Here is an 11,697-nt window from a genome sequence, read left to right as displayed (position 1 = left end):
TTGATTTTATGGTGTTGACCAATCCGAAAGCCGCCCGTATGTTCCGCCACACTTCCAGGGACGATTTGTTCCTTAAGGGAGCGCGTAGCTCAGCCGGTAGAGCAACTGACTTTTAATCAGTAGGTCCAGGGTTCGAATCCCTGCGCGCTCACCAACAAAATCAAGAAAATCAATCATTTAAAGAACTCCTTCTGCTGATGTTTATACCTGCATTGGATTTGGAGCGATCTTTTCAAAAATGCCTCATAAGATCGGACGGCGTGTTTGCAGGCCCAGAGCGCAATCCAGTGCCGAAACCGATTGCCGGGTAGGTTATGCGTCAGCCTGCTCTGCACTTTTGCTGAAAATATTGCATATAAAAACAGCCGCCCTTGCGAGGCGGCTGTCATTCTGAAAATTCAAATTGCTATCATCGGTAAGGCGAATAGCACTGCTGGCGAGGCCCATTATATGGCTGGAACGTGTTGTCCGAAGCGCGATAGGACTTATAGCGATTATAGCACCACTGAACATGGTTGTTGCTGTAACGATATACCGGCTGCGGTGCCGGCTGGTTCGCAATTGCGCCGCCAATGATTGCACCAGCGCCGAACGCTGCCAGCGGATACCACCAGCCATCATTGTGACGGCGGTAGCCGTTACGATAATGGTTATAGCCACGATGGCCGTTCCAATAACCCGGACGCGGGCGATGATTGTCATTCCAGCCGGGACGTGGGCCAGGACGGTGACCATTCCAGCCCGGACGTGGACCGGGGCGGTGGCCATTCCAGTTGCCGTTACCGTGGCGCCGCCAGCGATCATCCCGAACATTGGCAATGTTATCGCTACTGGCGATTTGTGCAGTAGGCAGGACCGGCGATGCGGAAACAGGAGCAATCGCCCCCACTAAAAATGTTGCGCCAATCAAGCCGACCATCATTTTTTTCAGTGAATTAATCATATTCTTCTCCACTTCAACTGCAAACATCATGATTGATGGTTGATGAACCTGCGCTGAATAGTAGGGATAAATATATAGCGGCCCAAAGGCCTGACAAGGAACCGCGAGAAATCTGCGCAAACCTTTTTGTGTAGATCTGCATAAGACGTTTTGATCGCAACAGGCTGTTGAGGCAGAGGCATTTTGACATCTGGCAGTATACCTACAAAAACGTCATATGCTGCAATCATGAAAGAAAGCTCTGCATCCCCCCTTCCCGAAAAATCCGGCGACGGATACCGCCCAACGCATTTTATGCCCATATCGTCAAACGATCAGCCTGTCGATTGGCTGATCACTGACGGTTTAACGGATTACGAAGAAGCGCTCGCCTTTATGGAAGCGCGTGTCGCAGCCATTCGCGAAGGGACAGCAAATGAGCTGATCTGGCTTGTTGAACACCCTTCACTCTATACCGCAGGCACCAGCGCAAATTCCGAGGACCTGCTGACACCGGATCGCTTTCCAGTGTTCAACACCGGGCGCGGTGGCGAATATACTTATCACGGTCCCGGCCAACGGGTGGCCTATGTCATGCTCGATCTGAAGCGTCGCCGCGAAGATGTGCGCGCATTTGTGACGGCGCTAGAGCAATGGATCGTCGAAACGCTTGCGCAATTCAATATCAAAGGCGAACGGCGCGCTGACCGCGTTGGCGTCTGGGTTGTTCGCCCGGAAAAGCCCCTGCTTGCCACTGGTGGCATGTGCGAAGACAAGATTGCCGCGATCGGCATTCGTCTGCGCCGCTGGGTGAGCTTCCACGGCATTGCCATCAATGTCGAGCCGGAACTCGAACATTTCGGCGGCATCGTACCGTGCGGGATTGCTGATTACGGCGTGACGAGCCTCGTCGATCTGGGGCTACCGGTGACGATGGGCGATGTCGATGTGGCATTGGGCAAAGCTTTCGAAAGCGTCTTTGGCCCTCGTCAGACCAAATAATCAGACGCTCTTCACGCGCCGCTCGCGCATAAACACATAGAAACCTGATCCCACGATAATTGCGATTCCGAACCATTTGGAGGGCGTTGGGAAATCGCCGAAGACAATCAAACCGACCAGAACCGCATTGACGATCTCCAGATACTGGAACGGCGCGAGCATCGACGCCGGTGCAAGCTTGAATGCCTGCACCACGAGCAGATGACTGACAGTGCCGATTGTACCCAGCAAAAGCAGAAGCAGCCAGGGCTGTAGACTATGCGGCAACGAAAAACTTAAGTCTTGCACGCCCATAGCCGTGCCGAAAACCATAAATAGCCCCGCAATCAGCGATCCACCGATACCGGCGTAAAACTGCATCACGACCGGGCCTTCTTTCGCACCATATTTCCGGTTCAGGATCAGATAGATCGCAAAAGTTACAGCCGTTGCGAGAGGCAACAAGGATACTGCGCCAAAAATCTCGAAGCTTGGCTGAATAACGATCATCGTCCCGATCAGGCCGATACCAACAGCGCTGAAACGACGCCAGCCGACTTTCTCCTTGAGAAATACCGCTGAAAGCAGCGTCAGGATCAACGGCTCGGCAAAAAACACCGCCATGGCATCCGCCAGAGGCATATATTTGACGGCAGTGAAGAAACACGTTCCGCCAAAGCCCATCAGTGCGCCGCGCACAAGATTGCCGACAAGATGCGTGGTCCGCAGCGCTGCGATCCCGCCCATCACAACAAGGATCAGGAACATTAACCAGGATTGAATGAAAAAGCGCATGAAGGTGACGGTCGCCGGCGGCATGTTATCCATCATCGCAAGCCATTTGCCGATGGCATCCATAAGCGGCAACAGCAATACCGAGAGCACCATGATCGCCATGCCCTTTACATGCGCTTCTAAGCCGCCTGCCGCCCTGCCCTGCATCTCGCTACTCGCAATTTTCTCAACTCCATTGCGCTTACGCGAATGCCATGCCCGTTTCCATCCTAATTCGATTACGAAAAGCGCCCGGTTTGACTTTCGCCACGTTTCTGGTGCAAATCTGTTGCGCTGCGAGCAAAATCATTTGATAACTCCGGGCAAAAGCGGAACGTAAGGCGAACTTTGTTCGCATTGCGGGTATTCTCATGGCATTATCATTGTGATTCGCAGACAACTTATTTCGTGCCGTTCAGTGGGGACGGTTCTTTCGGTTTCAGACAGAAAGCTTTTCGGACAAAGATGGACGACAGCAACGATCTCTTTTCCAGAGTAGTCAACAATGCCCGTGAACGGCAGATGGAGCAGCAGCCCCAAAAGGCGCCTGCATCGACGCCTGTTGCGCCAACGGCGACGCCATCATCTGCACCGAAGCCAGCACCTGCTGCAACCAAAGCTCCACCTGTTTCATCAGGCGGCGATGATTATAACGCCTCCTCCATTCGCGTTCTCGAAGGCCTTGAGCCGGTTCGTCTGCGCCCCGGCATGTATATTGGCGGCACCGACGAAAAAGCCCTGCATCACCTCTTCGCAGAAGTCATCGATAACTCGATGGACGAAGCCGTTGCAGGCCATGCCAATTTCATCGAAGTCAGTCTTGATGCCGAAGGCTTCCTGACTGTGAGCGATAATGGACGCGGCATTCCAGTGGACGAGCATCCACAGGTGCCGGGAAAATCGACGCTTGAAGTGATCATGACCAAGCTGCACGCAGGCGGCAAGTTTGACGGCAAGGCCTATGAAACCTCCGGCGGTCTGCATGGTGTCGGTGTTTCGGTGGTTAATGCGCTTTCCGATGTTCTGGAAGTTGAAGTCGCCCGCAATCGCCGTCTTTATCGCCAGCGCTTCTCGCGCGGCATTCCGCAAGGTGGGCTTGAAGATGTCGGCGAAGTGCATAATCGTCGTGGCACGCGCGTCCGCTTTCATCCCGACCCGGATATTTTCGGAAAGGCTGCACATTTCGATCCGCACCGGCTTTACCGCATGGCGCGCTCGAAAGCCTATCTGTTTGGCGGTGTTGAAATCCGCTGGAACTGCGACCCATCTCTTCTTGATCCCAAAAAAGAAACACCCGAAAAGGCTGTTTTCCACTTTCCCGGCGGCCTGAAAGATTATCTCGCAGCCTCACTGGGTAAAGAGCATCAGGTGACGCGCGAGATTTTCTCGGGCCGCACCGAAAAGCAGGGCGGGCATGGCGCCGTTGAATGGGCTGTGTCCTGGTATGGCGGCGATGGTTTTGTCAATTCCTACTGTAATACGATCCCAACCGGCGATGGCGGCACGCATGAAGCAGGCCTTCGCATTGCATTGACGCGCGGCCTTAAGGCCTATGCAGAACTGACTAACAACAAGCGCGCCTCAATCATCACAACCGATGACGTGATGACATCGGCTGCTGCCATGATGTCAGTTTTTATTCGCGAACCGGAATTTGTTGGCCAAACCAAAGACAAGCTTGCGACGGTTGAAGCGCAGCGCATTGTCGAAAATGTTATCCGCGACCCGTTTGACCACTGGCTGGCGGCTTCACCGCAGGAAGCTTCGCGCTTGCTCGACTGGGTTGTCGATCGCGCCGAAGAACGCCTGCGTCGCCGTCAGGAAAAGGAAACCGTCCGCAAGAGCGCGACACGAAAGCTGCGCCTTCCAGGCAAGCTTGCAGACTGTACGCAGAATGCGGCGGCAGGTGCAGAACTTTTCATCGTCGAAGGTGACTCGGCCGGCGGCTCCGCCAAGCAGGCACGCAATCGTTCCAATCAGGCGATCCTGCCACTGCGTGGCAAGATTCTCAATGTGGCCAGTGCTGGCCGTGAAAAACTGACAGCCAACCAGCAGATTGCCGACCTCGTACAGGCACTGGGAGCAGGTACGCGCAAAAATTATCGCGAAGATGATCTGCGTTATGATCGCGTCATCGTCATGACCGATGCGGACGTGGACGGCGCACATATTGCATCATTGCTCATCACGTTCTTCTATCAGGAAATGCCGGATCTTATCCGCAACGGCCATCTTTATCTGGCCGTTCCGCCGCTTTATCGCCTCAGTCAAGGTGGCAAGGTCGCCTATGCGCGCGACGATGCGCACAAGGATGAACTGCTTCGCACGATGTTCACCGGGCGCGGTAAAATCGAAATCGGCCGTTTCAAAGGTCTTGGCGAAATGCGTGCCGATCAGCTGAAAGAAACGACCATGGACCCAAAGAAGCGCACGCTTCTGCGCGTTCATGTCGATGAAGATTACGTTGATGAAACGCGCAGCACTGTTGATGATCTGATGGGTACAAAGCCGGAAGCCCGCTTCCGCTTCATTCAGGATCGCGCTGCATTTGTGGAAGAGCTTGATATTTAAGCTTTTCGCCAGCCAGATCACAAAAGATAAACGTCAGCGTGTTATGCACGCTGACGTTTTTTCTATATGTTTCAGCTTTTCACATCGATGCCGAGCTTGGTTTGAATGTCATCGATCGACTCTTTAACGAAGAATGTCAGATCAGTGCTCAGCGTCACAATACGCGTTCCGGTGCCATATGCATTGTAAGACAGGACGTGATTGAAGTTGACGGCAACACGCTCGCCACTGACATCCGTAAGCATAATCCACATAAGCCCCTCCTGCTGAAAAATGATTCCTTACAGAGGATAGGCGCATATGCCCAAATGACAATGAAACTTTACAAGACGATCCGCATACGGACTTTTTCAACCGTTCGGCCAAAGCACTCCGACCATTCTTCGCTGCGGTGATAGATCCTGAACCCTACTTTTTCATAAAGCCCGATTGCTGGAAAATTATCGGCATGGGTGCCAATTTCGGCTTCCACAAAACCATCAAGAACAATCTGTGCCATCAATGCGTCAAGCAGGGCGCCGCCCACTCCCTGACCGTGAAAGGCAGGGGCAATCCAAAGATCAGAAACATAGTTTGTTTTCGGGACGCGAGCGCCCCAGCCGCAAATCTCGCCGCTTCGCTCCGCCAACAGAACACCATCGGTATTTTCGCGCAAATCGCGAAGGAATTTGGCCTGAAGTTCTGACCGTCTTTCATCCGTCAGAACAATCTCACGCGCTGCGGTTTGCCATGCGCGCACCGCAATTTCAGCCATCAAAACAAATTCGCCGGGCATAGAGCGCTGTGCGTCCACTTGGACGCACAAAGGTCGCTCTAATTTTTTATATTCTGGCTTCGATCCTCTTGAAAATCGATCCCGATTTTCGGATCTAAGCCGGGCACGGCGAATAAGAGTTTCAGATTTTACCACCACTTCTTTGGCGTAAAGCGTCCCGCAGCCTGCTCGATTGCACTTGCTGCCTGGAACAATGTTTCTTCCTCAAACGGACGGCCAATCAGCTGAAGCCCAAGCGGCAGGCCCTGATCGTTGAGACCCGCAGGGACTGCGATGCCCGGCAGACCAGCCATGTTGAGCGTGATAGTGAAGATGTCGTTGAGATACATCTTGACCGGATCGTTTGCGAGTTCCTTATCGCCAATGCTGAATGCAGCAGAAGGCGTAACCGGCGTCAGGATTGCATGAACGCCGCTTGCAAAGACATTTTCAAAGTCTTTCTTGATCAGCGTGCGAACCTTCTGCGCGCGCAGATAATAAGCATCGTAATAGCCAGCTGACAGAACATAGGTACCAGTCAGAATGCGGCGCTTTACTTCCTTGCCAAAACCAGCGGCACGGCTTTGTTCGTACATGTCGGCAATATCCTTGCCAGGTACGCGCAGGCCGTAACGCACACCATCATAACGTGCGAGGTTAGACGAAGCCTCTGCAGGTGCCACAATATAATAGGCAGCAAGCGCATATTTGGTGTGCGGCAGCGATACATCAACGACTTCCGCACCCGCATCCTTGAGATACTGAACACCCTGCTGCCAAAGCTTTTCGATTTCTTCTGGCATGCCATCCATACGATATTCTTTTGGAATACCGATTTTGAGACCTTTCAGCGATTTGCCGATCGCTGCTTCATAATCCGGCACAGGCAGATCAACGGATGTCGTATCTTTGAGATCAAGCGATGCCATGGATTTCAGCAGGATCGCAGCATCACGTACATCGCGAGCAATCGGACCAGCCTGATCAAGCGACGATGCATAAGCAACGACACCCCAACGCGAAACACGGCCATAAGTCGGCTTGATACCCACTGTGCCTGTGAAGGCTGCTGGCTGGCGGATCGAACCGCCGGTATCGGTCGCCGTAGCGCCTGCACAAAGATGTGCAGCAACAGCCGCCGCTGAACCACCCGAAGAGCCACCCGGCACCAGATCAATATCTGAGCCGTTTGCGCGCCAAGGGTTTTTCACAGGGCCATAATAGGAGCTTTCATTGGACGAGCCCATGGCAAATTCGTCCATATTGAGCTTGCCCAGCATAACCGCGCCATCAGCCCAGAGATTGGCGGTGACGGTCGATTCGTATTCCGGCTTGAAACCATCAAGAATATGCGAGCACGCCTGCGTGTGCACGCCTTTGGTCGCAAACAGGTCTTTCACAGCAAGCGGAATGCCTTCGAGAGCACCTGCCTTGCCTTCGGCAATGCGTGCATCCGACGCTTTTGCCATTTCGCGCGCCTTTTCAGGCGTCAAAGCGACATAGGCATTGAGCTTGTCATTGGCGGAATCAATAGCCGCAATATAGGCTTCTGTCAGTTCGGTCGCGGTGAAGGCTTTAGCCTTCAGCTTATCGCGCGCTTCGGCAATAGTCAGTGCGGTCAGTTCGCTCATCATCAAATCCTGTAAAGTCACGCCTCAGCAAGACGCTTTTCAAAAAAGGCGCTGTATTCGGAGTCAGGATAATCCAGAACCACTCCGCAACGCGCAAAACCCGAATTTTCATAAAGCCGCCAGGCCGGATCAAAGCCGGGGCCGGTACCCGTTTCAAGCACCAGCCGCGAAACACCCTTGGCTCTTGCCAGCTCGACAATTGCAGCGACAAGATGCGAACCGATACGCTTGCCCCGGACTTCCGGGCGGGTGAACATGCGTTTGAGTTCTCCCACACCGTTATCGTGCATCTTCAGCGCACCACAGCCGACGGCCTTGCCATCTTCATCCCGTGCGACGAAAACCGTCGTATCCGGCTCAGCCATCTGTTCAACAGTCATCTTGAACTGGAACTCGACAGGCGAAAGCGGCAGCATATGCGCGTTCAATGCTCTAACAAGATCACGCACATCATCCTGCAATGGGGTCTCGACGGAAACCCGAACAGCCATCGACTTACTCCACGACTTTTGGCACCACGAAGAAATTGTCTTCGGTCACAGGCGCGTTGGCAACAATGGCATTGGCGATATTGCCGTCCGTCACTGCATCTTCACGCAGACGCATCTTCATCGGCGTCACTGAGGTCATCGGTTCAACGCCCTCAATATCGACTTCGTTCAATTGCTCGACAAAGCCCAGAATTGCATTGAGTTCACCGGTCATGCGCTCGGCTTCGTCTTCATTGACGGCGATACGCGCAAGATTCGCAACGCGCTTGACGGTGGAAATATCGACGGACATCCTGTTCTCCGCAAATTTATAATTTAGGGCAGCGAACCGCTACCCTGAAAAGGTTCTTTTACCGGCTATAGCGGTGCAGGTGGGGAAGCGCAACATTTCTTGCGCTTCCATCCGCAGTTAGAACGTGTGGACAGTGCCGGCGTCAGCGACAAGCACCTTCGTTTCCTTATAGTCAGACATTGCCGCAACAAACTTGTCTGCGGTCTTTTCAATGAATGGGAACGAGGCGTAATGGCATGGCAGAACGGTTTTGAAATTGAAATAGCGCTGGCACGCAAGCGCTGCCACAGCACCACCCATCGTAAAACGATCTCCGATAGGCACAATGCCGATTTCTGGCTGGTGCAGTTCATTGATCAGCGCCATATCGGAGAAAATATCCGTGTCACCCATATGGTAGAGTGTCGGCGCATCCTCAAAATGGAATACCAGACCGTTCGGATTACCCATTGACTGCGTGATGCCATCTTCAGTCATCATGGCGGAAGAATGCAGCGCATTCACAAACGTTACGCTGAACCCCTCGCGAACAATGGTTCCCCCTGTATTACCCATGCTGAATTTTTCCAAACCTTGGCGGCCAAGCCAACCGGTAATTTCGGGGTTCGCAATCACAGTCGCACCGGTTTCTTTGGCAATCTCAACAGTGTCACCAATATGATCGCCATGACCGTGGGTGAGCGCGATATGCGTGACGCCCTTGGTCGCTTCTTTGAAATCAATGCCTTTAGCGCCAGGGTTTCCATGAATGAACGGGTCGATCAGAATGACCGCCTTATCTGTCTCAACGCGAAAGGCAGCGTGGCCCAACCAGGTGATTTTCATTGTGTTTCTCCTTGCGGCTCGATTTTCAGTTTCAAAACAGATATTACGGCTCAATTCCATCAGGCAATATGAAGCCTGATCAAAATACTATGAGGACCTATGGCCGTCGTTGAGATCGAAGACATTTTGGAAATTCTGCAACCCGGCCAGACAATTGCCGGGCTTGATCTTGGCACCAAAACTATTGGCCTTGCTGTTTCCGATCTTGGCTTGTCATTCTCCCATCCCCGCCCCGTTATAAAACGCACAAAGTTCACAATCGATGCACAGGTGCTGTTAAAAGCGCTCGAAGCAGACAAAGTCGGCGTCATTATTATTGGCCTGCCGATGAATATGGATGGCTCAGCCGGGCCCCGCGTTCAGGCAACCCGCGCCTTTGTGCGCACCATGCAGCCGCTGACCGATCTGCCATTCGTATTCTGGGACGAACGCCTGTCGACGGTCGCCGCTGAACGCGTGTTAATCGGTATGGATGTCTCTCGCGGGAAACGGGCCGAACGCATCGATTCGGCCGCGGCTTCCTTCATTCTGCAAGGCGCGCTTGATCGTCTGCACCTGCTTCGCTCATCGTCTTATGATGATGACGATCACGACGCCGGATAAAGCTGATCAAGGATCCGATTGGCATCGTGGCGCGCATCCAGCATGCCATAGGTTGAGCGCCATTGTCCGCCCAGACGGGTTTCAATAAAGGCGTCTGCAATATCATCAGCCCCGAGATTTCGCAGTTCGGCTGCAGCTGCGGCATAGGCAAGCTGCTCTGTCAGAAGACGCGCAACACCCTGATCGGATTCGGTCAATTGCAAAGCAGCCTGAAGCACATCAATGGTGCCCTGCCCGCGCACGCCAAGCTTTTCGCTAATCCAGTCCAGCACTTCATCAAATAAAGATGGGGCACGCGACAGCACGCGCGCCACATCAAGCGCCATGACATTGCCCGAGCCTTCCCATATTGCGTTGACTGGAGCCTCGCGATAGGCGCGCGCAAGATTGCCATCCTCAATATAGCCATTGCCGCCGAGGCACTCCATCGCTTCGTAAAGCAGTGACGGGGCAATCTTGCAGACCCAATATTTAACAACCGGTGTCATGCAGCGTGCAAAAGCCGCTTCCGCACGGTCCGTTGCAGCCATATCGAATGCGCGCGCAAGGCGCATGGAAAGTGCTGTCGCACCTGCAACATCCAGCGCCATATCAGCAAGAACCCGGCTCATCAGTGGCTGTTCGATCAGAGGCTTATCGAAAACAATGCGATGGCGGGCATGGTGAATAGCCTCCGCCAACCCCGAACGCATCAGACCGGCAGAGGCAACAGCACAATCCAGCCGCGTCAGCGTCACCATATCCATAATGGTTTTAACACCTTCGCTGGGATTACCGACCAGATGACCGATAGCGCCATCAAATTCGACTTCTGCCGAAGCATTGGATTTATTGCCGAGCTTGTCTTTGAGACGCTGGAAGAAAAAGCCGTTGCCAGCCGCCTCATTGGTCAATCGCGGCAGCAGGAAGCAGGAAAGCCCCTCCTCCGCCTGCGCAAGCACCAAAAATGCATCGGACATGGGAGCGGACATAAACCACTTATGTCCGCTCAATGTATAAGTGCCATCCTCATTGCGTTCGGCGCGGGTCGTGTTGGCGCGAACATCGGTACCGCCCTGCTTTTCGGTCATGCCCATGCCAAGCGTGATACCCTGCTTGTTGAATGCAGGCTTTTGCGAGGAATCATATTTGCGCGACAGAATCTGCGGCGACCATTGCTTGTAAAGATCAGGCGAAGCCATGACGGCAGCGAGCGACGCATTGGTCATCGTCAGCGGACAAAGATGCCCGGCTTCAAGCTGAGCAGTCAGAAAGAAACGAGCAGCGCGCGCCTGATGGCGGCGTCCGGCTTCGGCAGGATTGGCCTCCCAGATCGAGCAATGCAGGCCCTGCGCAATCGAACGACGCATCAGCGCATGATAGGCCGGATGATATTCCACCAGATCAATGCGACGCCCCTGACGGTCATGACTGCGCAGCTTTGGCAGTTCCGTATTGGCAAGACGCGCAAGATCCTGCGCTTCTGCCGACATGACAAAACGACCGTTGCTCTCCAGATCGGAATGCAGTTCTTTTGGGAAACGTGCTGCAATCTGCATGAGAAGCGGATCGCCCAGATATGCATTCGTGCCCGTCATAAACGGGGTCTGGTTGGTAACTTCATGCGTTTTCACAGGCTGATCCGTTTGGTTTGTTCAATTCAATGATCTCAATGCAAGCATTTTAATGCCTGCTGATTTAACATTCTATGCTTTCTTGCGTTGCAATTTCCTAACATTTTCGCACACACATGCAATTTCTGCGCAAAACAACACAGGTTTTTCTTTGTGAATCGGCCAAAGCCATTATAAGGGCGGTTACTGTCCAGCTTTCGCGGCTCTAAACGCCGGTTCTAAACGCCGGTTCTAAACGGA

The 11,697-nt window shown here is 53.3% G+C and carries 11 protein-coding genes, 1 tRNA gene and 1 pseudogene; 4 read left to right on the top strand and 9 right to left on the bottom strand.

Annotation, left to right across the window (positions count from 1 at the left end; translation table 11 throughout):
* Positions 1-78 precede the first annotated feature (78 nt).
* Positions 79-154: transfer RNA gene (locus ABE530_RS13980), tRNA-Lys, on the top strand.
* Between the two features lie 255 nt (positions 155-409).
* Here the strand turns inward: ABE530_RS13980 and ABE530_RS13975 are convergent.
* The gene (locus tag ABE530_RS13975; protein WP_499694896.1) at positions 410-943 is read right to left on the bottom strand and encodes a BA14K family protein; all 534 of its coding nucleotides are present in this window, start codon (positions 941-943) and stop codon (positions 410-412) included.
* Positions 944-1,261: 318 nt separating this feature from the next.
* Here ABE530_RS13975 and lipB point away from each other — a divergent pair.
* A pseudogene (lipB, locus tag ABE530_RS13970) lies at positions 1,262-1,924 on the top strand (lipoyl(octanoyl) transferase LipB); the annotation flags it as partial.
* Here the strand turns inward: lipB and ABE530_RS13965 are convergent.
* The gene (locus tag ABE530_RS13965) at positions 1,925-2,845 is read right to left on the bottom strand and encodes a DMT family transporter (protein WP_499694895.1); all 921 of its coding nucleotides are present in this window, start codon (positions 2,843-2,845) and stop codon (positions 1,925-1,927) included.
* 297 nt (positions 2,846-3,142) lie between these two features.
* On the opposite strand from ABE530_RS13965, the gene parE reads away from it, so the two are divergent.
* Complete coding sequence (parE, locus tag ABE530_RS13960; RefSeq protein WP_499694894.1) at positions 3,143-5,248, top strand: DNA topoisomerase IV subunit B; 2,106 nt, start codon at positions 3,143-3,145, stop codon at positions 5,246-5,248.
* A 71-nt stretch (positions 5,249-5,319) separates the two neighbouring features.
* Here parE and ABE530_RS13955 read toward each other — a convergent pair whose 3' ends face one another.
* From ABE530_RS13955 to ABE530_RS13930, 6 genes are all read right to left on the bottom strand, one after another.
* Positions 5,320-5,502: a hypothetical protein gene (locus tag ABE530_RS13955; protein WP_265986622.1), complete on the bottom strand. Its 183-nt coding sequence runs from the start codon at positions 5,500-5,502 to the stop codon at positions 5,320-5,322.
* 68 nt (positions 5,503-5,570) lie between these two features.
* Positions 5,571-6,002 (bottom strand): GNAT family N-acetyltransferase, encoded by a 432-nt coding sequence (locus ABE530_RS13950; protein ID WP_499694893.1) that lies wholly within the window; start codon positions 6,000-6,002, stop codon positions 5,571-5,573.
* Between the two features lie 149 nt (positions 6,003-6,151).
* Positions 6,152-7,633: an Asp-tRNA(Asn)/Glu-tRNA(Gln) amidotransferase subunit GatA gene (gatA, locus tag ABE530_RS13945; protein WP_499694892.1), complete on the bottom strand. Its 1,482-nt coding sequence runs from the start codon at positions 7,631-7,633 to the stop codon at positions 6,152-6,154.
* Between the two features lie 17 nt (positions 7,634-7,650).
* Positions 7,651-8,124 (bottom strand): GNAT family N-acetyltransferase, encoded by a 474-nt coding sequence (locus ABE530_RS13940; RefSeq protein WP_499694891.1) that lies wholly within the window; start codon positions 8,122-8,124, stop codon positions 7,651-7,653.
* A gap of 4 nt (positions 8,125-8,128) precedes the next feature.
* Complete coding sequence (gene gatC / locus ABE530_RS13935; protein WP_265986626.1) at positions 8,129-8,416, bottom strand: Asp-tRNA(Asn)/Glu-tRNA(Gln) amidotransferase subunit GatC; 288 nt, start codon at positions 8,414-8,416, stop codon at positions 8,129-8,131.
* A 117-nt stretch (positions 8,417-8,533) separates the two neighbouring features.
* Positions 8,534-9,241, bottom strand: a complete 708-nt coding sequence (locus tag ABE530_RS13930) for a metal-dependent hydrolase (RefSeq protein WP_265986627.1) — start codon at positions 9,239-9,241, stop codon at positions 8,534-8,536.
* A 99-nt stretch (positions 9,242-9,340) separates the two neighbouring features.
* On the opposite strand from ABE530_RS13930, the gene ruvX reads away from it, so the two are divergent.
* Entirely contained in the window at positions 9,341-9,844 is a 504-nt protein-coding gene (gene ruvX / locus ABE530_RS13925; RefSeq protein ID WP_499694890.1) for a Holliday junction resolvase RuvX, read from the top strand.
* Here the strand turns inward: ruvX and ABE530_RS13920 are convergent.
* Positions 9,829-11,457, bottom strand: coding sequence for an acyl-CoA dehydrogenase family protein (locus tag ABE530_RS13920; RefSeq protein ID WP_499694889.1), 1,629 nt, complete (start codon positions 11,455-11,457; stop codon positions 9,829-9,831). The genes ruvX and ABE530_RS13920 overlap by 16 nt on opposite strands.
* Positions 11,458-11,697: the final 240 nt, after the last annotated feature.

This window comes from Brucella sp. TWI559 (assembly GCF_039674265.1).
Classification (GTDB): Bacteria; Pseudomonadota; Alphaproteobacteria; order Rhizobiales; family Rhizobiaceae; genus Brucella; species Brucella chromiisoli.
This window is presented reverse-complemented; position numbering and strand designations above follow the sequence as displayed.

What these genes read in the sequence shown, in the direction of transcription:
- ABE530_RS13975 (WP_499694896.1), bottom strand. Translation starts at nt 943, where the DNA reads ATGATTAATTCACTGAAAAAAATGATGGTCGGCTTGATTGGCGCAACA.
- ABE530_RS13965 (WP_499694895.1), bottom strand. Translation starts at nt 2,845, where the DNA reads ATGCAGGGCAGGGCGGCAGGCGGCTTAGAAGCGCATGTAAAGGGCATG.
- parE (WP_499694894.1), top strand. Translation starts at nt 3,143, where the DNA reads ATGGACGACAGCAACGATCTCTTTTCCAGAGTAGTCAACAATGCCCGT.
- ABE530_RS13955 (WP_265986622.1), bottom strand. Translation starts at nt 5,502, where the DNA reads ATGTGGATTATGCTTACGGATGTCAGTGGCGAGCGTGTTGCCGTCAAC.
- ABE530_RS13950 (WP_499694893.1), bottom strand. Translation starts at nt 6,002, where the DNA reads ATGGCTGAAATTGCGGTGCGCGCATGGCAAACCGCAGCGCGTGAGATT.
- gatA (WP_499694892.1), bottom strand. Translation starts at nt 7,633, where the DNA reads ATGAGCGAACTGACCGCACTGACTATTGCCGAAGCGCGCGATAAGCTG.
- ABE530_RS13940 (WP_499694891.1), bottom strand. Translation starts at nt 8,124, where the DNA reads ATGGCTGTTCGGGTTTCCGTCGAGACCCCATTGCAGGATGATGTGCGT.
- gatC (WP_265986626.1), bottom strand. Translation starts at nt 8,416, where the DNA reads ATGTCCGTCGATATTTCCACCGTCAAGCGCGTTGCGAATCTTGCGCGT.
- ABE530_RS13930 (WP_265986627.1), bottom strand. Translation starts at nt 9,241, where the DNA reads ATGAAAATCACCTGGTTGGGCCACGCTGCCTTTCGCGTTGAGACAGAT.
- ruvX (WP_499694890.1), top strand. Translation starts at nt 9,341, where the DNA reads ATGGCCGTCGTTGAGATCGAAGACATTTTGGAAATTCTGCAACCCGGC.